The 26,947-nt window shown below is 67.7% G+C and carries 28 protein-coding genes; 15 read left to right on the forward strand and 13 right to left on the reverse strand.

Features of this window, described 5'->3' with window-relative positions; genetic code table 11:
* Positions 1-16: 16 nt before the first annotated feature.
* Entirely contained in the window at positions 17-442 is a 426-nt protein-coding gene (locus HZS54_RS17475; RefSeq protein ID WP_179918363.1) for a hypothetical protein, read from the reverse strand.
* A 608-nt stretch (positions 443-1,050) separates the two neighbouring features.
* Between HZS54_RS17475 and HZS54_RS17480 the strand changes: the two genes are divergently transcribed.
* Entirely contained in the window at positions 1,051-1,260 is a 210-nt protein-coding gene (locus HZS54_RS17480; RefSeq protein ID WP_179918364.1) for a ribbon-helix-helix domain-containing protein, read from the forward strand.
* Between the two features lie 17 nt (positions 1,261-1,277).
* Here HZS54_RS17480 and HZS54_RS17485 read toward each other — a convergent pair whose 3' ends face one another.
* The 5 genes from HZS54_RS17485 to HZS54_RS17505 all read right to left on the reverse strand — a co-directional run bounded on the left by HZS54_RS17485 (position 1,278) and on the right by HZS54_RS17505 (position 3,861).
* Entirely contained in the window at positions 1,278-1,688 is a 411-nt protein-coding gene (locus HZS54_RS17485) for a JAB/MPN domain protein-containing protein (RefSeq protein WP_179918365.1), read from the reverse strand.
* 125 nt (positions 1,689-1,813) lie between these two features.
* Positions 1,814-2,491, reverse strand: coding sequence for a hypothetical protein (locus tag HZS54_RS17490; protein WP_179918366.1), 678 nt, complete (start codon positions 2,489-2,491; stop codon positions 1,814-1,816).
* Between the two features lie 115 nt (positions 2,492-2,606).
* Positions 2,607-2,909: a DUF5779 family protein gene (locus HZS54_RS17495; RefSeq protein WP_179918367.1), complete on the reverse strand. Its 303-nt coding sequence runs from the start codon at positions 2,907-2,909 to the stop codon at positions 2,607-2,609.
* Between the two features lie 163 nt (positions 2,910-3,072).
* A complete protein-coding gene (locus HZS54_RS17500; protein ID WP_179918368.1) occupies positions 3,073-3,558 on the reverse strand; it encodes a PIN domain-containing protein in 486 nt (161 codons plus the stop codon).
* Positions 3,559-3,861, reverse strand: a complete 303-nt coding sequence (locus tag HZS54_RS17505) for a CopG family ribbon-helix-helix protein (RefSeq protein WP_179923053.1) — start codon at positions 3,859-3,861, stop codon at positions 3,559-3,561.
* A 132-nt stretch (positions 3,862-3,993) separates the two neighbouring features.
* Here HZS54_RS17505 and HZS54_RS17510 point away from each other — a divergent pair, with 132 nt between their 5' ends.
* Positions 3,994-4,536 carry a DUF1684 domain-containing protein gene (locus HZS54_RS17510; protein ID WP_179918369.1) on the forward strand — a complete coding sequence of 181 codons (543 nt, stop codon included), beginning with the start codon at positions 3,994-3,996 and terminating at the stop codon, positions 4,534-4,536.
* Between the two features lie 72 nt (positions 4,537-4,608).
* Positions 4,609-5,577 (forward strand): VOC family protein, encoded by a 969-nt coding sequence (locus HZS54_RS17515; RefSeq protein WP_179918370.1) that lies wholly within the window; start codon positions 4,609-4,611, stop codon positions 5,575-5,577.
* 67 nt (positions 5,578-5,644) lie between these two features.
* On the opposite strand, the gene HZS54_RS17520 is transcribed toward HZS54_RS17515, so the two are convergent.
* The gene (locus HZS54_RS17520; protein ID WP_179918371.1) at positions 5,645-6,586 is read right to left on the reverse strand and encodes a VOC family protein; all 942 of its coding nucleotides are present in this window, start codon (positions 6,584-6,586) and stop codon (positions 5,645-5,647) included.
* Between the two features lie 88 nt (positions 6,587-6,674).
* Positions 6,675-7,334 (reverse strand): alpha/beta hydrolase, encoded by a 660-nt coding sequence (locus HZS54_RS17525; RefSeq protein ID WP_179918372.1) that lies wholly within the window; start codon positions 7,332-7,334, stop codon positions 6,675-6,677.
* Positions 7,335-7,517: 183 nt separating this feature from the next.
* On the opposite strand from HZS54_RS17525, the gene HZS54_RS17530 reads away from it, so the two are divergent.
* Positions 7,518-9,008, forward strand: coding sequence for an aldehyde dehydrogenase family protein (locus tag HZS54_RS17530; protein WP_179918373.1), 1,491 nt, complete (start codon positions 7,518-7,520; stop codon positions 9,006-9,008).
* A 33-nt stretch (positions 9,009-9,041) separates the two neighbouring features.
* On the opposite strand, the gene HZS54_RS17535 is transcribed toward HZS54_RS17530, so the two are convergent.
* Complete coding sequence (locus HZS54_RS17535) at positions 9,042-9,872, reverse strand: SDR family NAD(P)-dependent oxidoreductase (protein WP_179918374.1); 831 nt, start codon at positions 9,870-9,872, stop codon at positions 9,042-9,044.
* 116 nt (positions 9,873-9,988) lie between these two features.
* Here HZS54_RS17535 and HZS54_RS17540 point away from each other — a divergent pair, with 116 nt between their 5' ends.
* Both HZS54_RS17540 and HZS54_RS17545 read left to right on the forward strand, forming a co-directional pair.
* Positions 9,989-10,186, forward strand: coding sequence for a DUF7557 family protein (locus tag HZS54_RS17540; protein WP_179918375.1), 198 nt, complete (start codon positions 9,989-9,991; stop codon positions 10,184-10,186).
* A 662-nt stretch (positions 10,187-10,848) separates the two neighbouring features.
* Positions 10,849-11,382 (forward strand): hypothetical protein, encoded by a 534-nt coding sequence (locus HZS54_RS17545; protein ID WP_179918376.1) that lies wholly within the window; start codon positions 10,849-10,851, stop codon positions 11,380-11,382.
* A 61-nt stretch (positions 11,383-11,443) separates the two neighbouring features.
* Here the strand turns inward: HZS54_RS17545 and HZS54_RS17550 are convergent, their stop codons facing one another.
* A complete protein-coding gene (locus tag HZS54_RS17550; protein WP_179918377.1) occupies positions 11,444-12,016 on the reverse strand; it encodes a hypothetical protein in 573 nt (190 codons plus the stop codon).
* A 292-nt stretch (positions 12,017-12,308) separates the two neighbouring features.
* Here HZS54_RS17550 and HZS54_RS17555 point away from each other — a divergent pair, with 292 nt between their 5' ends.
* The 7 genes from HZS54_RS17555 (at position 12,309) to leuD (ending at position 19,713) form a co-directional block, all read left to right on the forward strand.
* Positions 12,309-13,541: a LeuA family protein gene (locus HZS54_RS17555; protein ID WP_179923054.1), complete on the forward strand. Its 1,233-nt coding sequence runs from the start codon at positions 12,309-12,311 to the stop codon at positions 13,539-13,541.
* A 306-nt stretch (positions 13,542-13,847) separates the two neighbouring features.
* On the forward strand, positions 13,848-15,677 hold the full coding sequence (gene ilvB / locus HZS54_RS17560) for a biosynthetic-type acetolactate synthase large subunit (RefSeq protein WP_179918378.1): 1,830 nt from the start codon (positions 13,848-13,850) through the stop codon (positions 15,675-15,677).
* Between the two features lies 1 nt (position 15,678).
* Positions 15,679-16,335: an acetolactate synthase small subunit gene (gene ilvN / locus HZS54_RS17565; protein ID WP_179918379.1), complete on the forward strand. Its 657-nt coding sequence runs from the start codon at positions 15,679-15,681 to the stop codon at positions 16,333-16,335.
* Positions 16,328-17,326 (forward strand): ketol-acid reductoisomerase, encoded by a 999-nt coding sequence (gene ilvC, locus HZS54_RS17570; RefSeq protein ID WP_179918380.1) that lies wholly within the window; start codon positions 16,328-16,330, stop codon positions 17,324-17,326. The genes ilvN and ilvC overlap by 8 nt, the downstream gene beginning before the upstream one ends.
* A gap of 13 nt (positions 17,327-17,339) precedes the next feature.
* Positions 17,340-17,675 carry a DUF7989 family protein gene (locus HZS54_RS17575; protein WP_246391682.1) on the forward strand — a complete coding sequence of 112 codons (336 nt, stop codon included), beginning with the start codon at positions 17,340-17,342 and terminating at the stop codon, positions 17,673-17,675.
* Positions 17,672-19,093, forward strand: a complete 1,422-nt coding sequence (gene leuC, locus HZS54_RS17580; RefSeq protein WP_179918381.1) for a 3-isopropylmalate dehydratase large subunit — start codon at positions 17,672-17,674, stop codon at positions 19,091-19,093. Before HZS54_RS17575 ends, leuC begins: the two co-directional genes overlap by 4 nt.
* Positions 19,090-19,713 (forward strand): 3-isopropylmalate dehydratase small subunit, encoded by a 624-nt coding sequence (leuD, locus tag HZS54_RS17585; protein WP_179918382.1) that lies wholly within the window; start codon positions 19,090-19,092, stop codon positions 19,711-19,713. The genes leuC and leuD overlap by 4 nt, the downstream gene beginning before the upstream one ends.
* Positions 19,714-19,851: 138 nt before the next feature.
* Here leuD and HZS54_RS17590 read toward each other — a convergent pair whose 3' ends face one another.
* Positions 19,852-23,046: a methyl-accepting chemotaxis protein gene (locus tag HZS54_RS17590; RefSeq protein ID WP_179918383.1), complete on the reverse strand. Its 3,195-nt coding sequence runs from the start codon at positions 23,044-23,046 to the stop codon at positions 19,852-19,854.
* A gap of 145 nt (positions 23,047-23,191) precedes the next feature.
* Here HZS54_RS17590 and HZS54_RS17595 point away from each other — a divergent pair, with 145 nt between their 5' ends.
* Together HZS54_RS17595 and HZS54_RS17600 are read left to right on the forward strand one after the other, a co-directional pair.
* Positions 23,192-23,863 (forward strand): cyclase family protein, encoded by a 672-nt coding sequence (locus HZS54_RS17595; protein ID WP_218927079.1) that lies wholly within the window; start codon positions 23,192-23,194, stop codon positions 23,861-23,863.
* Between the two features lie 69 nt (positions 23,864-23,932).
* Positions 23,933-24,913: an isocitrate/isopropylmalate dehydrogenase family protein gene (locus tag HZS54_RS17600; protein ID WP_179918385.1), complete on the forward strand. Its 981-nt coding sequence runs from the start codon at positions 23,933-23,935 to the stop codon at positions 24,911-24,913.
* A 27-nt stretch (positions 24,914-24,940) separates the two neighbouring features.
* On the opposite strand, the gene HZS54_RS17605 is transcribed toward HZS54_RS17600, so the two are convergent.
* Both HZS54_RS17605 and HZS54_RS17610 read right to left on the reverse strand, forming a co-directional pair.
* Positions 24,941-25,390: a DUF5799 family protein gene (locus tag HZS54_RS17605; protein ID WP_179918386.1), complete on the reverse strand. Its 450-nt coding sequence runs from the start codon at positions 25,388-25,390 to the stop codon at positions 24,941-24,943.
* Positions 25,391-25,461: 71 nt separating this feature from the next.
* A complete protein-coding gene (locus HZS54_RS17610) occupies positions 25,462-26,916 on the reverse strand; it encodes a DHH family phosphoesterase (RefSeq protein ID WP_179918387.1) in 1,455 nt (484 codons plus the stop codon).
* Positions 26,917-26,947: the final 31 nt, after the last annotated feature.

Raw genomic sequence — 26,947 nt, forward strand, 5'->3', positions numbered from 1 at the left:
GCTGGTCGTCTCGCGGTCACGCCGTCTCGCCGGCGAGCCGGTGGAAGGCGTAGCGGCTGGCGAGCCCGCTGAACAGCAGGCCGACGAGCCCGCCCGCGACGACCGCGGCGCCCTCGCCGCCGTCGAGTGCCAGGGTGAGCGCGACCACGCCGCTCGTCACGACCGCGGTCGCGAGCGCCATCGCGGTCCCGACCTTCGCCGCGGTGCCCATCGGGACCTCGATCCGGATCCCGCGCCAGTAGCCGAGGCTCGGCCCGGCGGCGGTCGCGAACCAGACCGGGTAGATCGCCGCCGCGCCGACGACGACCGCGGCGGCGAGGCCGACGGGGATCGCCACCGCGACGGCGACCGCCGCGACCACGGTATCGGCGGAGAACAGTTCCTCCTTCCATCGCCGGACGATATCGGCCCGGAGCGACTGCGGTTCGTCGTTGGAGGGCATCGCTCGTCGGATTCGTCCGGCCGAGGTGTAGTTCTTGTGACGCGGCTTCGAGGATGTTCAGTGTGTGTTGCTCGCTTATCGGCTGTTTCTGTTGGACGAGTCGTGAACGGAAGCCGACTAACAGCGACCGCACTCGACGGTGACAACAGGCGACGAAAGCCCTCGCCGCGCTCGCTAGCTGTCGATTCGATCGCACCGGACAGTGAGTGCTGAAAGCCCTCGCCGCGCTCGCGGTCGCTGAGCGGGATATCCGCGCTCTCCGCACGGCCCGCGCGGATAGTGCCCGCTCAGACGACTGAACTGGACGCGAGCGCGCCTCGCCCTTTCAGTCCACCAGGACCGCACGGCACCGCACAGCAACCGCAGACGGCCTCACACCTCCCCAACCTCTTGCGCTCCGCGCGCCTGCGGCGTGCGGTGCTCATCCCTCGCGCGACTGTTTCGAGCGGCCCGCCACGAGGCGGGCACGCTCGACAGCACGCGCCACTGCACTTGTTCAGTAGCTATCTTGTACCGAACATTCGAGCGCCCGAGACCGTCGGACGGCAGCGGGCACCCCGCTCGCGGCCAGACACAACGCCTAACCCGAACCCCGCCCATCCGCCGGTATGACCGACTACACCACCGTCTCGATCCCGAAGGACCTGGCCGACCGCGTCGACGAGACCATCGAGGGGACGAGCTTCTCCTCGACGAGCGACCTCGTTCGCTTTCTCCTGCGGAGCATCGTCATCCAGAACCAGCAGAAAGGCGAGTTGACCGAGGCGGAGTTCTCCGAGATCGCCGACCAGCTCGAAGACCTGGGCTATCTGGACTGAGCCGTCAGCGGAGTCGGCTACTCCGGGAACTCCTCGGGCGGTTCCACGTCGAGCAGTTCGAGCGGCTGCTCCTCGCCGCGGCGGTCGAAGACCGCGACCGACTCCTCGTCCCACGGAGGGACGGCGACGAAGATGCGTTCGGCGAAGTCGTCGCGCTGGCGGACGCGCAGCTCCCCGTTGGGGTGGGAGACGAACCGCGCCTGAGTCTGGCCGACCGGCGTCCCCATGTCGACGCCGAAGACGAAGTTGACCGACCCGGCCGAGTCCGGGTAGTAGAAGTGGGTGAACACGGGTGTCTCCGGCGGTAGATCCGCGCCCGGCAACTCCCCGGCGGGCGTCACCGACAGCGAGATGGTCACCGGGTCGGGGTCGGACTCCCGTGCGAACCTGAGACAGGACTCGACCAGTCCGCGCGTCGCGTATACCACGGTGGGTTATTCGCCGCACCCGGCAAAACTCCGTCGCTCGCGGCCGTCGCCGGGCCGGCGTGTCTCAGGACGGCGGGGTTCGGCCTGGCGGCGGGGTTCGGTCTGGCGAGGTTCGGTGTGGTGACTCAAAACAGGAACTCCCGCGCGGTCTGGGCGTACAGCCGCGGCGTCCGCTTGCGCGACCCGTCGAGCGCGTCGGTTAGCGCCTCGGCCGCACCGGTCATGACGCCCTCGCCGTGGCCCACCAGGATCCGTTCGGGCGAGTAGCGGCCGAGCGCCTTCGGCGGCTTGAGTCGGAGCGCCGGATGGACGCCGAGGCGCTCGTCGCTCGTCAGCATGTACGACGACGTGCCGACCGCCTCGGCGACGACCAGCGTCTTCGAGTCCTCGTCGTAGAGAAATCCCTCCTTCCAGACCGGGTTGTCGACGAGCTTGTGCAGGTCGTAGCCGCTGTCGGCCAGACTCCGCCGGATCGGCTCGACCGGCGCCGTCAGGCCCGAGCGCACCTCGTCCATCCACTCGGGGACGTAGACGGGCACCTCGTGGCGGCGGGCGAGCGTCTCGGCGTCGCGTTCGTGGCGGTCGAGCAGGAGGACGACGCCGCGGACGGTGCCGTGCTCGGCGAGCGTCTCGTCCAGGCCGTCCACGTCGATGGGGTCGACGAGCCACACATCGCCGTCGGTGACCAGGGCGTGGCTCACCCGCTCCATCTCCTCGTCGGGGTAGGCGAGCCAGCTGGTGCCGCCGTCCCACCGGTTGATCTCCCGCCACGAGGTCGACCGCCCGGATCCTTTCATCGGCATGTCCCCACGTTGGCGCGCCGGCCACATAAGCGACGACACCGACGAGTTGGGCGGTTCGGGGTCGTCGCTCCCGAACGCGTGCCCGCGGGCCGCGTCGGCCGCGGACGGACGGCGCTCAGTCCAGTCGGCTCGCGTCGATGCCGACGCCGGGCGGCGTCACGACGAGAAACCCGCGGAACTGCATGAGGTCGCCGTCGATCTCGCGCACGTCGCCGGCGAACCCCGCCGCCAGTTCGTTCACGTCCCCCTCGATCGAGAGCACGAGCGTCCCGCCGTCCTCGACGACTTCGACCCACTCCTCGTCGGGCGTCGTCCCGTCGAGCACGCCGAGGACGACCCGTCCGCCCCCGTCCTCGCCCTCCTCCTCGTCGGTCAGTTCCTCCTCGACCGTCTGGAGGTCGAGGTCGATCTCGCTCATACCCACCCCCTCGCGGTCGACCGAGAAAAAGGTGTGTCCGACGGGTGGGCTCGAATCGCGATTTGAGAGCGTAGTAACGAACCGTCGCCGGTCTGATCGTCTGTCGGACGGTGACCTCGCCGCGACCGCGGAGAAACCGTCTCCGAACCGACGGCCGAAGCAGTTACTCGAACAGTTCTTTCGCTCTCGCGTAGATGGGCTGTCCGAGCCAGGACCGCCGTTCCGCGAGCCTGTCGACGTTCTCCCGTGCCTCCTCCGTCCCCAGCACCTCCCGCTTCACCAGCGCCTTCAGAACGATGGGGGAGATCGCGACCTCGGCGTCGCTGGCGGTCTGGAGTTCGGGGAGCGCCCGGAGGTCGTCGGTTATCAGGAACTCCGCCTCCAACTGGCTCGTCAGGAGCGCGCAACTGCCCTCGCCGCGGTCGATCTGGGACGATTCGAGCGTCTCCGTCACCTCGTGAGTCTCGAAGTCGTCCCGGTTGTCGAGCACCGCCTGGGCGGCCTCCCCGTGCCTGTCGTCGTACTCGGCGGTGTCTTCGAGTTCGGCGACCACCGTCTCCGTGGTGTGGACCTCGAACTCCGTGAGGACGGTGTCGAGTGTGTCGATGACGGCCAGCGAAACAAGCGCGGACGTGTCCGCGACTATCATCTACAGATCTGCCAGGTCGTCGGCCAGTTCGTCGCCCCGGTCGAGCAGGGTCTTCGACGCGCGGACCGACTCGGCGTCCTGGCGCCCGACGAATTCCTTCAGCGCCTCGAACCCGATCTCGTCGTCGAGGTAGAGTTCGACCACGGCCTCCTTGAACGCCTCCTGGTCTTCGATGTCGTCCAGATAGTCCCGGAGTGCCTCGACGACGATCTCCGTCCGGTTCTTGTGCGAGACTTCGGCGGCCACGTCGGCCTTCTCGATCAGCTCCTCGGGGAGTCGGAAGTTGACGCGAGTCGTTCCCATGATCCACTCACTGTACATACGTCGTACCCACACATCCATAGACTTGGCGGAACCCGCCCTCTCGAATCGGGGTTCGAGGGGCGGGTGTCGAGGACCGCCGGACTCAAACCACCGGGACAGTAATCTCGGGTCATGAGCGACACCGACGACTGGGCCGAGCAGTTGCGGGCGAACCGCGCCGAGAAAGACCAGTTCCTCGACGAACATCCTCAATCGCCGATCCCGCCCGAAGACCGCGACGACTTCGACGGGCTGGACTACTTCGAGCCCGACGCCGACTACCGCGTCGACGCGACGGTGACCGTCCACGACCAGCCCGACCCCGTCGAGATGGAGACCTCCGACGGCCGGACGGTCCGCTACGAGCGCGTGGTCACCTTCGCGTTCGACCTCGACGGCGAGTCCTTCGAACTCCACGGCTACAGGCAACAGCCGGACGACGAGTCCATCTTCGTGCCGTTCCGCGACAAGACGACCGGCCAGCAGACCTACGACGGCGGTCGCTACATGGAACTGGAACCCGACCGGGACCTCGAAGACGGCGACGAGGTGACGATCGACTTCAACCTCGCGTACTCGCCCTTCTGCGCGTTCAGCGACACCTTCTCCTGCCCGTACCCGCCCGAGGAGAACTGGCTGGAGACGACGGTCGAGGCCGGAGAGCGCCACGAGTGACCGGCGCGCTCGGTCGGCGTCCGGTCACCCGCCGCTGACAGGCTTATGGCGGCGCGGGTCCTACCCCCGCCAGTGCTCTCTGACACGCTCGGCGTGCATCACGTGTCGGTGGTCGCGGGCGATCCGACCGCCAACCGGCGGTTCTACGCGGAGACGCTGGGACTCCGCTTTCTCCTGCGGACCGTGAACTTCGAGGAGCCGTTCATCTACCACCTCTACTACGGCGACGAGCGGGGGACGCCCGGCTCGGTGCTCACCTTCTTCACCTACCCGCGGGAGGACCCCGGCCGGATCGGCAAGCCCGACATCACGACGGCGGCGTTGCGGGTGCCCGCGGACTCGATGGAGTTCTGGGACGACCGACTCGCTGACCGCGGCGTGGCCGTCGAGCGTGCCGAGCGGTTCGGCGAACCCGTCCTGACGTTCGAGGACCCCGACGGCACGTCGCTCGAACTCGTCGGCGTCGCGGACGGCGAAACGGGGCCCACCGACCTCGACGGGGGAGCAGACCACCCCTGGACCGGCGGGCAGCCAGACGGTGCGGTCCCCGCCGAACGCGCGATTCGCGGCGTCCGCGGCGTCTCCGTGCGCTCGGCAGACCCGTACGTCACGGCGAGCCTGCTGGACACGTTCGGGTTCGAGATCGTCGCCGAGCGCGACGACGCCGTCCGCTACCGGCTTCCCGAGGGACGGGAGTCGACCGTCGATCTGCTGACCGACGACGCCGAGTACGGCAAGGAGGGGCGCGGGTCGATCCACCACGTCGCCCTGAGCGTCGAGAGCGGCGAGCAACTCCGGGAGTGGCGCGCGCTGCTCGACGAGCGGGGCTTCGACGTGTCGCGGGTGAAAGACCGGCACTTCTTCGAGTCGCTGTACGTCCGCGACGGCGGCGGCGTCCTGTTCGAGCTGGCGACCGAGCGACCGGGACTCGGCGTCGCCGACCGGGAACCCGACCCCGGTAGCGACCTCGTGCTCCCGCCGTGGCTGGCGGAGGACCGCGAGATGATCGAGGGGCAACTGCCGCCGTTCGACGACGGGTGAGCCCGTAGCGGGGCCGCGACCCGACCGGTCGGCCACGATCCGACCGCTCGGCCGACCGGCGGCCCGATCAGGCCTCGTGCGCGGCGGTCGACAGCTCTGGGAGGTTCGCCTCGATCTCGGCGCGGCGGTCTTCGAGCCACTCGGGGAGGACGAGGCGCTCGCCGAGTTCGTCGACGCTCTCGTCGACGGTGTAGCCGGGGGATTTGGTGGCGAACTCGAAGAGAACGCCGCCGGCGGTCCGGGCGTAGATCGACTTGAACCACTTCCGGTCGATGATCTGCGTCGGGCGGAGCCCGCGGTCGACGAGGGCGTCGTGCCACTGGGCCTGCTCGGCGTCGGAGACCTGGAAGGCGACGTGGTGGACCGTCCCCGTCCCCGATTCTCCCCGCGGGGCTTCCGGGTCTTCGAGCACGTCGACGACGGTCCCGAGGTCGCCGCCGGCGCGGAACCGCTGGCGGTGGTTCTCGCTCTTGGTCGGCTGGAACCCCATCGTCTTGAGCAGGTTGCCCGTGCCGCTGGCGGTCGCCAGCGAGAGGGCGACGCCGAAGAAGCCGCGGATGGCGTGCTGGTCCGGGACGGGGCCGTCCGGCGGGTCGCAGTCGGGCGCGTCCGCGCGAGCGACGAGCTCCATCGGGAGGCCGTCGGGGTCCTCGAAGGGGATCACGGTGTCGCCGAAGCGCTCGCGTGGCGGGTCGTGGTCGACGCCCTCCGATTCGAGCCGGTCGGTCCAGTACTCGACGGAGCCGACGGGGATCAGGAACTGGACGGTCGTCACCTGGCCCGTGCCGACGCGGCCGGGCTGGGCGTCCGGATAGGGGAAGTACGTCATGCTCGTTCCGGGCGTCCCGCTCCGGTCGCCGTAGAAGAGGTGATACACCGACACGTCGTCCTGGTTGACGCTGCGTTTCACCAGTCGTAACCCCAGCGCTTCGGTGAAAAACCGGTAGTTACGACCGGGGTCGCTCGCGATGGCCGTCACGTGGTGGATCCCGGGGATGTCTGCTGGCATTGCGCCCGGTTCGACGGCGACCCCGATACCCCCTCTGCCGGCACACTCAACCCCCTACCCCCCGTCCGAAGTCGAAGGGGGAACCGGTTCACCGATCCGAACGCCCGTCGTTTCCGCTCGTCAGGAGGTCCTCGACCAGGTCACCCACCGCCGCGAGTTCGGCGTCCGTGATCCCGTGGTCGTCGCCGGGCTCGATCCGCGTCCGCGCGTCGCCGCCGAGCGACTCGAAGACCGCGGCCGTCTCGCGGACGCGTTCGACCGGGATCTGCGGGTCGTCCGCGTGGCCACCGACGAGGGCGGGTGTCCCGTCGAAGCTGCCGTCGTAGTCGTCGATTTCCGGACCCATCAGCCCGCCGCTGGACAGGACGACACCGCCGTACCGGCGGGGGGTTCGGGCGGCGAACTCCGCGACGAGGCAGGCGCCCTGGGAGATCCCGAGGACGACCACGCGCTCCCGCGGGACGCCCGCCTCGCGGACCGTCTCGACCGCGTCGTCGACCGCGTCGAGGGCCGCGGAGAGCGCCGGCTCGTTGGCTTCCCGGGGCGCGAGAAACGAGTTCGGAAACCAGCTGTTGCGCCGCGCCGCCGGGGCGACCAGCGCGAGGCCGTGGCGGTAGAACTCGTCGGCCAGCGCGACCATCCCGTCGGCGCTCCCGCCGCGGCCGTGGACGAGGACGACCGCGGCCTCGGCGACCGACAGGGGCGCGCCGGCGGTGACGAGCGGTCGGTCCCGGTGTGAGCCGGCCATCTCAGTCCCCCCGTCGCGCGCTCGCCGACGGTCCCGAAGGTGCGGCTCCCATTCGCCGTACGATACGGATTGGGGCGACTTGAATCCCGCTTTCTCGTCGGTCGGTCGCGTTTGCGACGGGCCCCGGCAGCACCGCCCGGCTCCTCCGCCCTTTTCCGTCGGAACTCCCTAGCCGAGACACTCGTGCCCGACAGCTACGCGATCGACGACGACTGGAACGCACTGTACGTCGACGGCGAGTGGACGGCCGCCGAGAGCGACGAGACGCTCGCCGTCGAGGACCCGTCGACGCGCGAACAGGTCGCGACGGTCCCCGCCGCCGTCGAGGCGGACGTGGACGCCGCCTACGAGGCGGCCGCCGCGGCCCAGTCCGAGTGGGCCGACGCGCCGCCCGCGCGCCGCGCGGAAGTGATCCAGAACGCCATCGAGGCGCTCCAGGCCCACAGCGACGAGGTCATCGAACTGCTCGCCCACGAGGCCGGCGGTTCGGCGATCATGGGCGAGACCTCGGTCCAGATCGCCACCGACCAGGCCGGCGAGGCGGCGACGCTGCCCCGGCGGGCGAAAGGCGAGCACGCCGCCTCGAACGTCCCCGGCAAGGAGCACATCGTCAAGCGACACCCGCGGGGCGTCGTCACGGTCATCTCGCCGTGGAACTTCCCGCTGAACCTCTCGATGCGCGCCGTCGCGCCGGCGCTGGCGACCGGCAACGCCGTCATCCTCAAGCCCGCGACGAACACCCCGATCACCGGCGGGCTGCTGTTCGCGAAACTGTTCGAGGAGGTCGGCCTGCCCGCCGGCGTCCTCAACGTCGTCACCGGCAGCGGCTCGGACATCGGCGACCGCGTCGCCGGCCACCCCGAGAGCGACGTGGTCACGTTCACCGGATCGACCGAAGTCGGCCGCCACGTCGCCGCCGTCGCCGGCGAGAACCTCGCCGAGCAGTCGATGGAACTCGGCGGCAACAACGCCCACGTCGTCACCGCCGACGCCGACATCGACCGCGCCGTCGACAGCGCGACCTTCGGCTCGTTCGTCCACCAGGGCCAGGTCTGCATCTCGATCAACCGCCACGTCGTCCACGAGGATATCTACGACGAGTACGTCGACGCGCTGGTCGACCGCGCCGAGTCGCTCGCCGTCGGCAGCGCCCACGAGGGCGACACCGTCGTCGGCCCGATCGTCGACGAGTCCCAGCGCGACGAGATGCTCGACTACGTCGAGCGGAGCGTCGACGCTGGCGCCACCCTCGAAACCGGCGGCGGGACGGCCCAGCAGGACGGCGTCGACGACACGCTGATCGTCGAACCCACCGTCCTCTCGGACGTGACCAACGACATGCCCGCCGCCTGCAACGAGCACTTCGGCCCCATCGCGCCGGTCATCCCGTTCTCCGATATCGACGAGGCCGTCGCGATCGCCAACGACACCGAGTACGGCCTCGCGGGCTCGGTCCACGCCGGCGACCTCGGCGTGGGGATGGATATCGCCGACCGGATGGAGACCGGCCAGGTCCACATCAACGACCAGCCGATCAACGACGAGGCCCACGTCACCTTCAGCGGGAGCAAGGCCTCGGGCGTCGGCGGCTACAACGACGGCGCCATCCTCGAACAGCTGACCGAGACGAAGTGGATCTCGATCCAGCGCGAGCCCCGCGAGTACCCGTTCTGAGCGGGGGCCAGTACCTCGGACGACGGCCGCCGGTCAGTCGGCCGCCTGCCCGCCGTCGACGGGGATCGTCGTCCCGGTGATGTAGGAGGCGTCGGTCGAGCAGAGGAAGGCGACGGCGCCGGCCATCTCCTCGGGGTCGGCGATCCGGCCCATCGGCACGTCCCGCATCGCCGAGGTGTCGAAGTCGGCGCGGAGCGTCCGGAGCGCCATCTTGACCGTCTGCACGATAGAGCGGATCCGCCCGAGGATGGACGACCCGCCGGACTCACCGAGGATCCCCGACTGGATGTTCGTCTTCGTCGGCCCGGGCGCGATGGCGTTGACTCTGATATCGCGCTCGGCGTACTCCAGCGCGACGGACTTCGTCAGCCCGACGACGCCGTGTTTGCTGGCCGAGTAGCTGGAGAGCCCGCCCATGCCCACGAGCCCGGCCTCCGAGGCGGTGTTGACGATCGCGCCGCCGCCCGTGCGTTCCATCGCGGGGAGTTCGGCCTTCATGCACGCCCAGATCCCCTTGAGGTTGATGTCGACGATCCGGTCCCAGTTGGCCTCGCTGATGCCCGTCGTCTCCACGAAGTCGGTGAGGATACCGGCGTTGTTGTGCGCGAAGTCGAGGCTCCCGTAGGCTTCGACGGTGGCGTCGACCATCCGCTCGACCGACGCGGTGTCGGACACGTCGACTTCCACGAAGGTCGCGTCGCCACCGGCGTCCTCGATCAGGTCGACCGTCTCCCGTCCGCCCTCGACGTCGATATCGGCGACGACGACGTTCGCGCCCTCCTCGGCGAACCGCAGTGCCGACGCGCGTCCGATGCCCGATCCCGCTCCGGTGACGAGTGCCGTCTTTCCGGCTATGCCGTTCATGTCTCGTAGAGTTTATCGAGCAGTTACTCAAGTGTATGCCTTGGTAGCCGTTTGGTTCCGATTGCCGGCGACCGCGTCGGAACAAGCACTTGTAGGACGGTTGAATCTATTGGGGTGTGAGCCCGCGTATTCGGGTCAGCGACGAGGCGAAGGAACTGCTGGAGCGATTGAAGCGCGACGACGAGACGTTCGACGAGCTACTGCACCGGCTCGCCAGCGACGAGGGGTCGGTGAACATCGGCGCGTGGAGCAGCGAGGAGGCGGAGGGGGCTCGCGAAGCCGTCAGTCGTTCCCGCGAGAGCTTCGAGCGGTGACTCTCCTCGACTCGTCGGTCACGAACCTGCGCGAGGACTGAGTGGCGCCGCTGGTCTCAGTATGGAGTCGACGCGTCGGGGTGCTCCCCCCGTGCCCGGCCTTCTCACTTCGGTGTCTCACCGAGAGCATCCCCTAAACAAATTGGGCGAAGTGCTATATCACGTCGCATCGAACCGGTAACTGCCCGCACACACGGGCACGAAGCCATCCACTTCGTTTCGGGGGATCGGGGGGATCCCCCACCCTCACCCACCCGTCTCGCCCCCGTTTCGGGGCGAGCCGTTTCCACTCCTGCTCGGAAGTGTCCGGTACCGCGATAAGGGATCTAGTGAGCCAGCGCCGCCGCAGGTCGGTTCAGGCTGTGGGAGGACCAACACCGCTCGCTGACGGCGGCAGAGGGGGTGTAGGGGCAGACCGTCTTGTAAGTTCTTTTTATTCCACAAGAGTGACGACGTGGTACGCCGGAAGCCGTCAACCGTCACCGAGATCGTCGGTGGCGAGTGGAACGCCGTCGGGCATGACGGGCGGGACGGGCGACAGCAGAAGATTGTGTGGTCTGACGTAATTTACAGGTAACATCGCTCTAAATTATGTCGGAAACAGTTGATCCCTGATTGAGTAGCTTAATACTCGATGTTTCATCTAATCGTAATATCGGAAGATGGGCGGCAAGATAGGCACAAGCGCTTGGTTGGACACGATAGGAGTTCTCACACTGATTATCGTATTTACCAGTATTGGGTACGAGATCACCCCTCTAGGACTTTTCACTAACCTGATTATTGTAGTTTCATCCAGCATATTGTTCGTGTCTCTACTAATGTTCGTGCATGAAGAGAAAATAGCGTGCAGAATATCCACATATTTCGACGAATCTGAGAATGAGGACTTCATAGAGGGGATTGCTGACAGTATGCCCGCATATATGCTCTTCCTCATGGGAACTTCCCTCATTTCTATTCTGCTAATTAATGAATTTCTTATGGGTGGAAAAATCAATTCCCAGATCTATGGATTAGTTATGGATGGATTCGGTGGCGGGATTTTTCTGCCCAGGCAGAGGATTCAAAGTGACCCTGGGACAATTAACATTTCAAATAAATTGGATGGGAGGGATATTACTGATGCTATCTTCGGAGCGGGTCTCTTAGTGGCCGGATTTGCGCTACAAGCAATATCTATCGTCACATCATAGCAGTGTCCGGTTCCATCCACAGAAAAAGGCATTCTATTTCAGACGAAGAGAAGAAAGGTAGCTAAATCGTTTCTGACGGACTCTCTTTGGGCGTCTCAAGCGGAAGATGGCGCTTATCGACGACCGCCAGTTTTGCGTCAGTATCTTGGGCGGTTCGTATCCGGTCTACAATCCTTCGTACTGTGTCGAGTTCATCTGGCTCTTCGAACTCGTCGTACTCTGAATCCGCTCGATTCTCGCAATGAGTAATGTAGTATTTGAATTGGTGATCGGTACCGATGGTTGTCCAGACAGTATCTTCGGGACCATTGAGCTGATCTTCCCATAATTCCAGTATTTTACGGAGTTCATCGCGCCGTTCCTCAGGAGATGGAATTTCGCCGTCAAGATCGCCAACTACGTCCTCAATAACTTCTTCAAAGTCCTCCCGACTCAGAAAAGGTGTACTCTCCCATCCATCTGGGACTTCGCTTTCCTTCTCCAAGAGATGGAAGAGATCATTGAGTTCTTGCCGATGAACGACGATTGGGTATCCCGGTCCGTATGTGTGGCGGGGAAACCGCTCTTCTTGTTGTGTCCGTTCATTTTCGATACTGTCTTCGGTCAACGATAGGAGATCGCGGATCCAACCCATCACCAAAAGCGAGTTTCCCACAACAAATCAATCTTCTGTGGTGGTCAAAAATTGGAAATGTAAGCACATGCGGTAAGTCAGCACCTATAGTATACAAAGAAACGTGTCCGGTTCGCAAAGGCAGTAAATCCCGCTAATCAACTATCTAACTGCCACTCTGATCCTCAGCGCCTCTCAAACCGTCCGCTTTGCCTCCAAACCGGATCTCCACCCAAACGACGCCATCGTGCCACAAGCTACCTCACGAACGCGCCGAGCGGAGCCTTTATGCCTTCCGAGCGAACACGTAGGGATACAATGTCCAATACAGAGGGCACGTCGGCTTCGCCGGCGGATCGAGTTCTTCCAGGGTACTTTAAATAGTACCTCGGAAGTTCACGAGGCACGCATTTTCGACACCACGCTCCGCGACGGGGAGCAGTCACCACGCACGTCGTTCTCCTACGAAGACAAACGGGAGATAGCGGCGGTGCTGGACGACATGGGGACCCACGTCATCGAGGCGGGCTTCCCGGTCAACTCCGACGCGGAATTCGAGGCCGTCCGCGACATCGCGGAATCGACCTCGACGACGACCTGCGGGTTAGCTCGGGTCGTCGAGAAAGACGTCGAAGCGGCACTGGACTCCGGCGTGGAGCTGGTTCACGTGTTCGTCTCGACGAGCGACGTACAGCTGGAAGACTCCATGCACGCCACTCGCGAGCAGGCCGTTGAGCGCGCCGTCCAGTCGGTCGAGCGCGTCAAGGACGCGGGCGTCGAGTGCATGTTCTCGCCGATGGACGCCACCCGGACGGACGAGGCGTTCCTGATGGAGGTCGTCGACGCGGTCTCGGAGGCGGGCACCGACTGGATCAACATCCCGGACACCTGCGGGGTGGCGACGCCCGGCCGGTTCCGCGACATGATCGCGAAGGTCGTCGACCGCACGGACGCGGACATCGACGTGCACACGCACGACGACTTCGGGCTGGCGGCGGCGAACGCGCTGTCGGGCTTCGAGGCCGGTGCGTCGCAGGCGCAGGTCTCGGTCAACGGCATCGGCGAGCGCGCGGGCAACGCGGCCTACGAGGAGGTCGTGATGGCCCTGGAGTCGCTGTACGACGTGGACACGGGGATCGACACGACGCGGATCACGGAGATTTCCCGGATCATCGAGGGCAAGAGCGACATTCCGGTGCCGGCGAACAAGCCGGTCGTCGGCCGTAACGCCTTCTCCCACGAGAGCGGGATCCACGCGGCCGGCGTCATCGAGAACTCCGACACGTTCGAGCCGGGGGTCATGACCCCGGAGATGGTCGGGGCCTCGCGAGAACTCGTCCTGGGCAAGCACACCGGCCAGCACTCGGTGCGCGAGCGGCTGGTCGAGGCGAGCTACGAGCCCACCGACGAGGAGGTGCGCGAGATCACCCGGCGCGTCAAGGAGTTCGGCGCGGACGACAACCGCGTCACCATGGAGGTCCTGGAGGAGTTCGCCCAGGACGTCGGCGTCGACCGCGAGGTCGAGGAAGAGGAGGTCCGGGCGTAGGACGATGCCCGCCTCCACGGCCGCCGAGCGCACACAGCGAGAGCTACCGTCACCGCGAGCCGCGCGCCGGCGAGCGTCTCGACGGTCGAACGGTGCGGACGCGCGGTGGACACGGAAAATTTATTGCCGCCGGTGTGCAGACACTCGTAGTGATGACACCGACCGCTGGCGCCGAGGCGACCGAACTCGCGTCCAGCGGCGCGCTTCGCGGTATCGTAGGGGCTCCCTAGCCCCCTCATCTACAGCGTTTCATTCTCGGCGGACGCATCGATTCGACGCACAGCGGATACGACGACCACACAACACATGAGCGAGCAAACACCAGTGTCGCCACCGGAGGGCGAACGGACGGACACCGAGGAACAGACGACGGAGACAACAGGGCAGCCCGGAGACGGGACGACGACCAACGACACCGTGTCGACGGGCGCGGAGTCGGTCGTCGCGGCGCTCGAACAGGCCGGCGCGGAGACGCTGTTCGGCGTGCAGGGCGGGGCGATCATGCCCGTCTACGACGCGCTGTACGACTCCGAGGAGCTGACCCACATCACGATGGCCCACGAGCAGGGGGCCTCCCACGCGGCGGACGCCTACGGCATCGTCTCGGGGAAGCCGGGCGTCTGCCTGGCGACTTCCGGCCCGGGCGCGACCAACCTCGTGACCGGGCTCGCGGACGCGAACATGGACTCGGACCCGGTCATCGCGCTGACCGGCCAGGTGCCGACGAACTTCGTCGGGAACGACGCGTTCCAGGAGACCGACACCGTCGGCGTCACCCAGCCGGTCACCAAGCACAGCTACTTCGCGGCCGACGCGGACACGGTCGGCACCGAGGTCGGCGAGGCGTTCGCGCTGGCCGACGAGGGCCGCCAGGGCCCGACGCTGGTCGACCTGCCCAAGGACGTGACCCAGGGCGAGACGGACGCGTTCCCCGGGACGCCGGAGACGCCGGACACGTACAACCCGCCGACGGAGGCCGACGCCGACGCCGTCGACTCGGCCGCCGCGGCGCTCGCCGAAGCGGAGCGACCCGTCATCCTCGCGGGCGGCGGCGTGATCAAGGCCGACGCCAGCGACGAACTCCGCCAGTTCGCGAAAGAGTACGAGATCCCGGTCATCACGACGATGCCGGGCATCGGTTCGTTCCCGGAGGACCACGAGCTGAGCCTGGAGTGGGCCGGCATGCACGGCACCGGCTACGCCAACATGGCGATCACGAACACCGACTGCATGCTCGCCATCGGGACCCGCTTCGACGACCGCCTGACCGGCGGCGTCGAGACGTTCGCGCCCGACGCCGAGCTGATCCACGTCGACATTGACCCCGCCGAGATCAGCAAGAATATCGAGGCGGACCACCCGCTGATCGGCGACGCGAAACACGTCCTGCGCCAGCTCGACGACGCGATGGCCGTGGCCTACGAGGCGCTCGACACGTCGCCCGAAGCCTACGCCGAGTGGCGCGAGCAGTGTCAGGAGTGGAAAGCGGAGTACGAGATGGAGTACGACATGCCCGAGGACGAGCCGCTCAAACCGCAGTACGTCGTCGAGCGGTACTCGGAGCTGGCCGACGACGACGCCATCGTCACGACGGGCGTCGGCCAACACCAGATGTGGGCCAGCCAGTTCTGGACGTTCACCGAGCCCCGCACCTGGGTCTCCAGTCACGGCCTGGGCACGATGGGCTACGGCGTCCCCTCGGCCATCGGCGCGAAGATCGCCGCACCCGACAAGGAGGTCGTCTGCTTCGACGGCGATGGCTCCTTCCTGATGACGGTGCAGGAACTCTCGGTCGCGGTCCGGGAGGACCTCGATATCACGTACGTCGTTCTCAATAACGAGGCGGTCGGGATGGTCCGCCAGTGGCAGGACGGCTTCTACGAGGGCCGCCGGATGGCCTCTGAGTACCCGTGGATCCCGCAGTTCGACATGCTCGCCGAAGCGTTCGGCGCCCGCGGGTTCCGCCTGGAGGACCCCGAGGAGGTCGACGAGGTCATCGAGAAGGCGCGCAGCTACGACGGTCCGGCGGTGATCGACGCGATCATCGACCCCGCGGAGAACGTCTATCCGATGGTCCCCAGCGGCGGGGACAACGGACTGTTCGCACTGAACGGCGACCAACTGGGTGATCTCTGAGATGACGCAAGGCATGGACGGCCCCCATCCCGACGACCGGATGCGACCGGCGGGCCGACGGAACTCGCAGGGCATTCGCATCGACCCGGAAGCCGAAGCCACGCACCAGCCGCGCAAGGCGGTGCTGTCGACGCTGGTGACCCACGAGCCGGGCGTCCTCGCGGAGGTCTCCGGACTCTTTAGCCGCCGGCAGTTCAACATCGAGAGCCTCACCGTGGGCGCCACGGACGACCCCGAGGTCGCCCGGATGACGATCGTCATCGAGGAGCCCGAGCCCGGCGTCGACCAGGCGAAAAAGCAACTGGAGAAGCTCGTGCCGGTCATCTCCGTCGAGGAGCTCGAACCGGAGGCCGTCCAGCGCGAGCTGATCCTCGTGAAGGTCAGCGGCGAGAAGCCCGACGACGTGAACGCGGTCGCGGACATGTACGACGGGTCGGTCGTCGACGCGTCGCCCGAAGCTATCACGGTCGAGATCACGGGCAGCCAGCAGAAGATCGAGGCCGCGGTCGAGGCGTTCGACCAGTTCGACGTGCAGGAGGTCGTCCGCACGGGCGCGGCCGCGGTCGAGCGCGGGGCGGACACCCTGGAGGACACGCGGCGGAAAGCGGAGACAATATCAGAGGCGGGCGAGACCCCTCAGACAGCTACAGATGACTGACGACTTCACCGTACCCGTCTACGACGACGGCGACGCCGACGCATCGTACATCGAGGACAAGACCGTGGCCATCTTGGGCTACGGCAGCCAGGGCCACGCCCAGGCCCAGAACCTCGCCGACAGCGGGGTCGACGTGGTCGTCGGCCTCCGCGAGGGGTCGGCCTCCCGCGACGAGGCCGAGGCGGACGGCCTGCGCGTCGCCGTGCCGGACGACGCCGTCGCCGAGGCGGACATCACCGTGATGCTCGTCCCGGACACCGTCCAGCCGGCGGTCTTCGAGGCCGTGAAAGACGGGCTGGAGGAAGGCGACACGCTGCAGTTCGCCCACGGGTTCAACGTCCACTACGGCCAGATCGAGCCGCCGGAGGGCGTCGACGTGACGATGGTCGCCCCGAAGAGCCCCGGCCACCTCGTCCGCCGCACGTACAAGCGCGGCGAGGGGACCCCCGGACTCATCGCCATCGAGCAGGACGCGACCGGCAGCGCGAAGGAACAGTCGCTCGCCTACGCGCAGGCCATCGGCTGCGCCCGCGCCGGCGTCATCGAGACGACCTTCAAGGAAGAGGTCGAGACCGACCTGTTCGGCGAGCAGGCCGTCCTCTGTGGCGGCGTCACCGAGATGGTCAAGGCCGGCTTCGAGACGCTGGTCGACGCGGGCTACGCCCCCGAGATGGCCTACTTCGAGTGTCTCAACGAGCTGAAACTGATTGTCGACCTGATGTACGAGGGCGGCCACATGGGCATGTGGAACTCCGTCTCCGACACCGCGGAGTACGGCGGGCTCACGCGCGGCGAGGAGATCATCGACCGCGACGGCTTCGACGAGATCCTCGAAGGGGTCCAGAACGGGGAGTTCGCCCGCGAGTGGATCAACGAGAACCAGGCCCACCGGCCGGCCTACAAGCAGTACCGCGACGCCGAACAGAACCACCAGATCGAGGAAGTCGGCGGGCGCCTGCGCGAGCTGTTCGCGTGGGCCGACGAGGAGTGACCAACGCAGACAGATGACAGACGATTCGAACGACACGACACCGACACGAGAGACGGCGCGGGCGACGGACACGACCACCGCGACCGTCGGCGACTCGGCCGAGAAGGCGACGATGGGCGAGTTCAGCCACACCAACCCCCACACCGGGAAGGCGTTCGGCGACGACTTCGCCTTCCAGCGGGGGCCGACGGTGGCCGCCGACGGCGGTGAGCGGGACGCCGCCGACGCGACGGGCGAGGAGTCGGCGCAGACGATGAGAGACGTGGACCACGAACACCCCGACGACGACGCGGAAGACGCCAACCGCGTCTTCCAGCGGGGCGCGGACGGACGAGACGGATCAGTATGAGTCAGGGAACACTGTACGACAAGGTGTGGGACCGGCACAAAGTGACGACGCTGCCCAACGGGCAGGACCAGCTGTTCGTCGGGCTCCACCTTATCCACGAGGTCACCAGCCCGCAGGCGTTCGGCATGCTCCGCGAACGCGACATCGAGGTCGCGCGACCGGACCTCACGCTCGCCACCGTCGACCACATCGTCCCGACGGCCGACCAGTCCCGACCCTACGGCGACGACGCCGCCGAGAACATGATGTCCGAGCTCGAGGAGAACGTCCGCGACGCGGGCATCGAGTTCCTCGACCCGACCAGCGGCGAGCAGGGCATCGTCCACGTCGTCGGCCCGGAGCAGGGGGTCACCCAGCCCGGCAAGACCATCGTCTGCGGCGACTCGCACACCTCCACGCACGGCGCGTTCGGCGCGCTCGCGTTCGGTATCGGGACCAGCCAGATCCGCGACGTGCTGGCCACCCAGACCATCGCGATGGAGAAGCAGAAGGTCCGGAAGATCCAGGTCGACGGCGAACTCGGCGAGGGCGTCGAGGCCAAGGACATCATTCTGGAGATCATCCGCCGTCTCGGCACCGAGGGCGGCGTCGGCTACGTCTACGAGTACGCCGGCGAGGCCATCGAGAACCTCGACATGGAGGGGCGGATGTCCATCTGCAACATGTCCATCGAGGGCGGCGCTCGCGCGGGCTACGTCAACCCCGACGAGACCACCTTCGAGTGGCTGGAGGAGACGGACTACTTCCGGGAGAACCCCGAGAAGTTCGAGGAGCTGAAGCCCTACTGGGAGTCCATCAGCAGCGACGCGGACGCCGAGTACGACGACGTGGTCCGCATCGACGCGAGCGAGCTTGACCCCGTCGTCACGTGGGGCACCACGCCCGGCCAGGGCATCGGCATCCACGACCCGATCCCGGCGCCGGAGGACCTGGCCGACGACAAGGTCGACACGGCCAGGCGCGCCCAGGAACACATGCGCGTCGAGCCCGGCGAGACGATGGACGGCTACGACATCGACGTGGCGTTCCTCGGCTCCTGTACCAACGCGCGCCTGCCGGACCTGCGCCGCGCGGCCCGGGTCGTGAAGGGCCGCGAGGTCGCCGACGACGTGCGCGCGTTCGTCGTCCCTGGTAGCCAGCGCGTCCAGAAGCAGGCCGAGGAGGAAGGCCTCAAGGACATCTTCGAGGAAGCCGGCTTCGACTGGCGCAACGCCGGCTGTTCGATGTGTCTCGGCATGAACGAGGACCAGCTGGAGGGCGACGAGGCGTGCGCGTCCTCCTCGAACCGCAACTTCGTCGGCCGCCAGGGTTCCAAGGACGGGCGCACCGTCCTGATGAACCCGCGGATGGTCGCTGCGGCGGCGATCACCGGCGAGGTCTCTGACGTGCGCGATCTGGAGGAGGTGGCGGTCCAATGAGCGACGCCACCGAGGACATCCCGTCGGTCGACTACGTCGAGGGGACGGGCATCCCGATCCGCGGCAACGACATCGACACCGACCAGATCATCCCGGCGCGATTCATGAAGGTCGTCACCTTCGACGGGCTGGGTCAGTTCTCCTTCTTCGACCTGCGGTTCGACGACGACGACAACGAGAAGGACCACCCGTTCAACGAGGAGCGCTTCCAGGACGCCAACGTCATGGTGGTCAACAACAACTTCGGCTGTGGCTCCTCCCGCGAGCACGCCCCGCAGGCGCTGATGCGCTGGGGCATCGACGCCATCATCGGCGAGGGCTTCGCGGAGATCTTCGCGGGCAACTGCCTCGCGCTCGGCATCCCGACCGTGACGGCAGACCACGAGACGATCAACGCCCTCCAGCAGTGGGTCGACGACAACCCCGACGGCGAGATCGAGGTCGACGTGCGCGCGGAGACCGTCACGTACGGCGACAACGAGATCAACGTCAGCGTCGACCGCGCCCAGCGTGAGGCGCTGGTCGAGGGCAACTGGGACACCACCGCGCTGATGAAGGCCAACCGGAACGCCATCGAGGAGACGGCCGGCTCGCTGCCGTACCTCGAATCGGCGGACTGAGGTCGGTCCCGTTCGGATCTGCCGCTTTCTTCGGACACCGGTACGCGTCTACCGACGACCTTCCGCAGTCCACACGACGGCGCCCGCGGAGCCACGGCTGTCGAGTCGAGACGCAGTAGAAACCCAAATCCGCGCGCGTCAGTCGTCGTCCGCAGCGGCGTCGAACTCCTCGTCCGCCTCGTCGGGGGCCTCTAAGGCGGGGTCGTCCCCGCTGCCCTCGCTCGGCGCCGGATCCTTGCCCTCATCACCGCCGAGCGCCGGATCCTCGCCGGACTCGGCGCCCTCCGCGTCGTCGACGGTGAACTCGTCGAGCTGCTCGCGCAGGTCGTCCGCGAGGCCGTCGAGTTCGTCGGCGGTCCCGGCCATCTGCGTGGCGGTCATCGTCTGCTGTTCGGCGGCGGAGGCGACCTCCTGGGCCTCCGAGCGCGTCTCGCGGCTGGCGTCGGCCACGTCGTCGGCCATCGCGACGACCTCCTGGGCGGAGGCGGCCTGCTCGTCGGTGGCGTCATTGATCGACTGGACGCCGGTGTTGGCCTCCTCGACGTGGTCGGCGATCTCCTCCAGGGTCCGCAGGCTCTCGTCGATGGTCTCGCGGCCGTCCTCGACGGCCTCGTGCATCTCGCGCATGTCCTCGACGGTCTCGGCGGTCGAAGACTCGACGCCGTCGATGAGGTCGGCGATCTCGTCGGTCGCCTCGCCGGTCTCCTCGGCGAGGTTCTTGACCTCGTCGGCGACGACGGCGAAGCCCTCGCCGGCCTCGCCGGCGCGGGCGGCCTCGATGGAGGCGTTCAGGGCGAGGACGTTCGTCTGCTCGGCGATGTCGTCGATGAGCGTGACGATCTCGTCGATCTCCGAGACCTCCCGTTCCAGCCGCTCCATCTCGTCGACGGTCTCGTCGGCCTGGTCCTCGATGGTCTCGATCATCTCGATGGACTCCTCGGCCAGGTCGGTCCCCCCGCGGGCGTCGGCGGCGGCCTCGGCGGAGAGCTCGGCCACCTCGTCGGAGGAGGAGGCGATCTCCTCGACGGTGGCCGACAGGTCGTTCATCTCGCCGGAGACCTCTTCGAGGCTCCCCGTCTGCTCGGCCGCGCGGGCGGCGATGTCCTCGATGGACTCGGCGACCTCCTGGCTGGCGGAGGAGACCTCGCTCGACCCGCGGGAGACCTGCTCGCTGACGCCCGCGACCTCGTCGCTGAAGCGTTTGATGTCGACGACGGTGTCCTCCAGCTCGGCGAGCATCTCGTTGAACTCGGTGGCGATGGTCCGCATGGCGTCGCTGTCGCGCGCTTCGTCCATCCGGGCGGTCAGGTCGCCGTCGGCGGCCCGTTCGAGGACGCCAGCGGCCTCCTCGGCCTGTCGCTGCAGGTCGGCGGCCAGCTGTTCGGCCTCCTCGCGGGCGGCCTCGGCGTCGCTGCGGGCCTCGTCGAGGTCGGCGACGAACGCCTCGGTGTTCTCGTGCATGGTGGTCAGCGCGGCGCCCAGCCGGCCCGGTACCTCCTCGTCGAGGACGGGCGCGTCGAACTCCTGGTCGGCCAGCGCGTCGGCCTGGGCGGCGGCCACCGAGAGGCTGCCGTGCATCTCCTCGAAGGCAGTGACCATCTCGCCGATCTCGTCGTTGCCGGCGTCGACATCCAGCTCCTCGTCGAACTCGCCGCGGGCGAGCCGCTGGGCGTGGTCGCGGACCTGTTCGATCGGCCTGGCGAAGTACCGCGCCAGCCCGTAGCCGGTCGCGACGACGCCGACGAGGACGGCGCCGAGGATGAGCAGGATGGTCTGGCGGGTCGAGTCGGCCTCCGCGCGGAGCTGCGCGCCGAGGGCGGCCGCGGGGCCGGTCACGTCTGACTCGGGGACGGTCGCGACCATCGTGTAGGTCCGTTCGCCCACGTCGAGCGGGCGGAAGCCGACGTAGCGCTGGGCGGCGTCGGTTTCGTTTCCGAGGCTGTACGTCGCGAGCCCCGCCTCGCCCTGGAGCATCCGCTCGTTGACGATCGTCGCGAGCGAGTCGCCCAGCGCCCCCTGCGCGAGGTTGGCTTTCTCCCGCAGCAGCGACTCGCGGGGGTAACTGACGAGTTCCCCTCGGTCGTTGACGATGTAGAGGTAGCCCGACTCGGCGACGGTGACGCTGTCGGTGATGTTGGTGACGTGGTGGTAGTTGAACTCCGCGGCGAGGACGCCCGACAGGCGACCGTCGTGGTACACCGGCGTCGCGAGCATGTTGCGCTGTTCGCCGTTTCGCATCGTGATGTCGCCGACGACGACCCGTCCGGGCCGGGCGCCTTTCGCCCGGGAGAACCACCCGGTGTCGGCGTAGGAGGTCTCGTCCTCCGAGACGTTGACCGAGCCGGCGTCGGTGCGGGTGACGCTGACGACCTCCCTGCCGTCGGCGTCGGTCAGGCGGAGGCTCCGGTAGGCCTGGGCGTCCTGGCCGTCGACCGTCATCGTCTGCGTCCAGAGCGCGCTCTCGAAGGAGCCCGCGATGTTCGACCGGGCCTCGGTGACGCTACTCTGGCGGAACTCGTCGGCGAAGACGCCCGGCGCGATCACCCAGTCGAACCGGTCGTAGTAGGTGTAGGAGACGACGCGGGTCCCCTCGTCGTCGCCCTCCCCGGTCTCGGCGGTGTAGGTCTCGCTCGCCCAGTCCTCGCCCGCGCGGACCCGCTCGTCGGAGCGGACCGTCAGGTTGATCGCGTCGTAGGCCATCGCCAGCCCGCCGGCGCCGTCGCCGAGGCGCTCGCCGTCGCCGACCTCGTGGTGGACGACGACGGCTCCCTCGCGGTCGGTGACCATCGCGTAGCCCGTCTCGCCGACGTAGCCGGGCCGGAAGGTGTCGGCGAGCGCGCCCGCGTCGGTCGTCCCGTCGCCGGCCGTGCCGGCGATCCGCCGCTCGACGGCGGTTTCGACGGCCCGCTGTTCCTCGGCGCTCAGGTCCTCCCAGGCCCGTCCGTCGTAGCGCTCTTCGAGGAGGGTCTCGGCGGTGCTCTCGACGGCGTCTCGGACGTGGAGCGCGACGTAGCCGAGCTGCCGCGCGCTCCGCTCGCGTGCCACGGCCGACTCGCCGCTCGTCGCCGAGTAGTAGTCGGCGACCGCGGCGGTCCCGGCCAGCGACTTCACGTCGGCCCGCCGCTCGTTGAGGAGGTTCCCGATCTCCTCGGAGCGTGCCTCGACGCTGTTGTTCAGTTCGTCGGTCACCTGCGCCTCCAGCGACGCCGCGCTCGCGCGCTGGGACTGTTCGCTCAGGTCCGTCATGGACTGGTTCGCCGTCACCCCGACCACCGCCGTCGGTATCAGCGAGACCACCAGAAAGACGAGGATGAGTTTCGCACTCAGTCTCATTATCTCCCCAGATATCACCGTATCTCTTATGTTTGATTCATCAGTTATCAGCCGTGATATCGTTCGGTGCCTACCATCTCCTCGTCGGATGTCAGCCGGCGGCGCGGTCGGCGCGCATTTCACCCCGGCGAGCGTACGCCCGGGAGTGACATCGTTCGACCTCTCCCGGCCGCTCGCGACCGGAATGGCGGTGTACCCGGGGACCGAGCCCGTGTCCGTGGAGCCCGACGCGACCCGCGCGTCGGACGGCTACCGGACGACGCGGCTGGATCTCGACTCCCACGCGGGGACGCACGTCGACGCGCCCGCCCATCTCACGGACGGGCCGTCGCTCGACGAGTTCCCCGCCGAGCGGTTCCGGTTCGCCGCCGTCCTGGCGGACCTGCGGCCGCTCGACGCCCGCGAACCGGTCTCCCTCGACGCGCTCCGGGACGCGCTGGCCGTCGACCCCGAGGAAGTCGACCTCGTCGCGGTCGTCACCGGCTGGGACCGCCACTGGGGGGACGACCGATACTTCGACCACCCGTATCTCACCGCCGAGGCCGCCGGGTGGCTGGCCGACCGCGACTGCGACCTCGGGGTCGACACGGTGAATCCGGACCCGACGCCGACCGAGCGGGCGGACGGCGACGAGCCCGACGGGTTCCCCGTCCACGAGCGGCTGTTCGACGCCGACCGGCTGATCGTCGAGAACCTCCGCGGCCTCGACCGGCTCGCCGAGCGGTTCGAACTGCACGCCTACCCGTTGCGGTTCGAGGGCGCCGACGCCTCGCCGGTGCGCGCGGTGGCGTACGCGGGGAACGGTGAGTCGCGCTGAGACCGCGGAGGCCGTGGCCCGCCGAAACACATCGACACCCTCTTTTCGGCACCCGGAGGACGTTGGGGCATGACTCACGAGATCGCCGTGATCCCCGGCGACGGGATCGGACAGGAAGTCACGCCGGCGGCCGTCGACGTGCTCGAAGCGGTCGACGCCGACTTCGACTTCGTCGAGGGCGACGCCGGCGACGCCGTGAAAGCCGAGACGGGCGAGGCGCTGCCCGCGGAGACCCGCGATCTGGCCGCCGACGCCGACGCGACGCTGTTCGGCGCCGCCGGCGAGACCGCCGCCGACGTGATCCTCCCGCTGCGCGACGTGGTGGGCTCGTTCGCCAACGTCCGCCCCGCCCGCTCGTACCCCGGACTGGACGCCGTCCAGCCCGACACCGACATCGTGTTCATCCGCGAGAACACCGAGGGCGTCTACTCCGGCATCGAGGCGGAGATCGACGACGGCGTCCGCACGCTGACGCGGGTGATCACCGAGGACGCCTCCCGCGAGATCGCCGAGTTTGGGTTCAAGTACGCCAAGCAGAACGGTTTCGACGACGTGACCGTCGCCCACAAGGCCAACGTCATGCGCGAGACCGACGGCCTGTTCCTGGAGACCGCCCAGGAAGTGGGCGACTCCTTCGATATCGACTACGACACGGCGCTGATGGACGCGCTCGCGATGCACCTGGTCATGCACCCCGGCGAGTACGGGGTCGTCATCTGTCCCAACCTGGCTGGTGACATGCTCTCGGACCTCGCGGCGGGACTCGTCGGCGGCCTCGGCCTGCTCCCGAGCGCCAACGTCGGCGAGGACAACGCCCTGTTCGAGCCGGTCCACGGCTCCGCCCCGGACATCGCCGGGCAGGGGATCGCCAACCCCTCGGCGATGATCCTCTCGGCCGCGATGCTGCTGGACCACCTCGACTACGGCGACGAGGCGACCGCCGTCCGCGAGGCCGTCGAGGGCGTCCTCGCCGACGGCCCGCGGACGCCCGACCTGGGTGGCGACGCGGGCACCGACGACGTGACCGCGGCGGTCGTCGACCGCCTCTGAACGGGCGACCGGCGAAAAAGAGGCCGCTCACTCCCGCGCGAGGACGCAGACCTCCTCCCACTTGCCCTTCGATTCGAGCTTCTCCTGGAGGTCGCCGGCGTACATCTGTGCCATCTCTTCGGCGGCGGCGAGTTGCTCGCGGTCGATACCGTCGCTCCCGCCGCCGAGACCGAGCGCGTCCCTCACGCCGTCGAGGATGCCGCCTGAGTCGTCCTCGGGTCGGCCGCCGCCGGCAGCCATCCCCGACGCCTGGTCGACCTTCTCCAGTTCCGGGACGATGCTCTCGACCTTGCTCGTGTTCGCGACGAGGCGGGCCGACTCGGGGTCGTCGGGGTTCTCGATCTCGAACTCGACGGCGGTCATGATCAGGCCCCACTGCTGGCGCGAGAAGTTCGAGGCGGCGACCTTCTCGGCGAACTCCTGGTCGGTCTGCATCCGCTCGCCGACGATCCGGTCGCTCCACTCGGAGTCGCTCATGGCTTCGAGTAACACGCTCTCCGGTATGTATCTCCCGCTCGCCTCGGGAACCCGGGACCGAGAGGCGCCCGTCAGCCCCCGTTGCTCTCGGCGGCCGAGTCGACGCCCATCGCGTCGAACAGTTTCTTCCGGACGGCCTCCTCGGTGAGCTGGAGCAGCGTCTCGCGGTTGTCCTCGCTGGTCTCGATGCCCGTGAAGATGCCCAGCGGGATCTCGACGGCGGCGTCGGTCGAGTGGCCCTTCGCCTCGCCCATCTCGCCGAAGGCGTCGTCGAGCACTTTGCCGATGTTCATCCGGATGTCCTTCGAGCGGGCGGCCAGATAGATGGTGTCGTCGGCGATGGCGAAGACGGCGGTGGTGGTGATCCCCTCCAGATTCAGGAGGTGCTGGGCGGCCTGGGCGAGCGCGTCGCGGTCGCGGATAAAGCCGGCGTTGGAGACGAGATGGGAGCCGCTGACCTCGCGGTTGCGGATGGCCTCGGCGAGCACGTCCAGCGTTTCCGGCGACATCGACGGGGACTCGACCTGTTCGAGCGTGTCGTGGTCGGCGAACGGATAGAGGTAGGCGGCGGCGGTCAGGTCGGCGGGCGTCGTGTCGCGCTTGAAGTCCAGCGTCTCGGCGCGGATGCCGTACAGCAGGGCCGTGGCGACCTCCTGGCTGAGATTGAGGTCGAGCTCCTGGATGTACTTGGTGAGGATCGTGGAGGTGGCCGAGACGTTCGAGCGCACGTCCTCGAAACTGGCGTCGACCTCGTCGTCCTCCTGCTCGTAGTGGTCGACGAGGATGTCGATGGCCTCGGCCTCGGCGGGCGCGCCGCCCTTGGCGTAATCGACCAGCGCGACGGTGTCGTAGTCGGCCATGTCGACCTCGTCCCGGGAGACCAGGTCGATGCCGAGCAGGTTGACGAACGCGCGGTTCTCCTGGTGGCCGATCTCGCCCTCGTAGATGATGTCGGCCTCCACGTCGCGGCTGGCCGCGATGTCCCGGAGAGCGGCGGCGCTGGCGATGGAGTCGGGGTCGGGGCTTCGGTGGACGAGGATCGCCATCCGGCCGTCCGTGTCGTCGATGACTTCGGCGAGGTTGCGGGCCTTGTACTCCAGTTCGCCGGTCTCCAGGGCGCGCAGCGCGGAGTCGGCGATGACGGCGGAGGGGTTGATCACCACGTCGGCGCCCAGATCCGTGAGTTCGTCGGCGGAGACGGGGTCGGAGGCCCTGGCGACGATGAAGTGGTCGTCGCCGCGGGCGCGGATGTTCTCGACGGCGGCGGAGTTGGCCTCGACGTCGGAGGACATGATGAGGACCACGTCGCAGTCGGCGACCGCGTCGACGACCGACTCGTCGCGGATGTCGGCGACGTTGGCGTCGAGGTCCTGGTCGCGCAGCGCCTCGACGCGTCCCTCGTCGCGGTCGATGATCTCGACGCTCTTGCCCTCGCCCACCAGTTCCTCGGCGACGGCGTGACCCACGCTCCCACACCCGAGGATAGCGTAGCGGGACATCGACGCCATCGTGATGCCGGTACTCATAGTGTCACCTCAAAGGCGACGACGCATATAA

The sequence above is a fragment of the Halosimplex pelagicum genome (genome assembly GCF_013415905.1).
Taxonomy (GTDB): domain Archaea; phylum Halobacteriota; class Halobacteria; order Halobacteriales; family Haloarculaceae; genus Halosimplex; species Halosimplex pelagicum.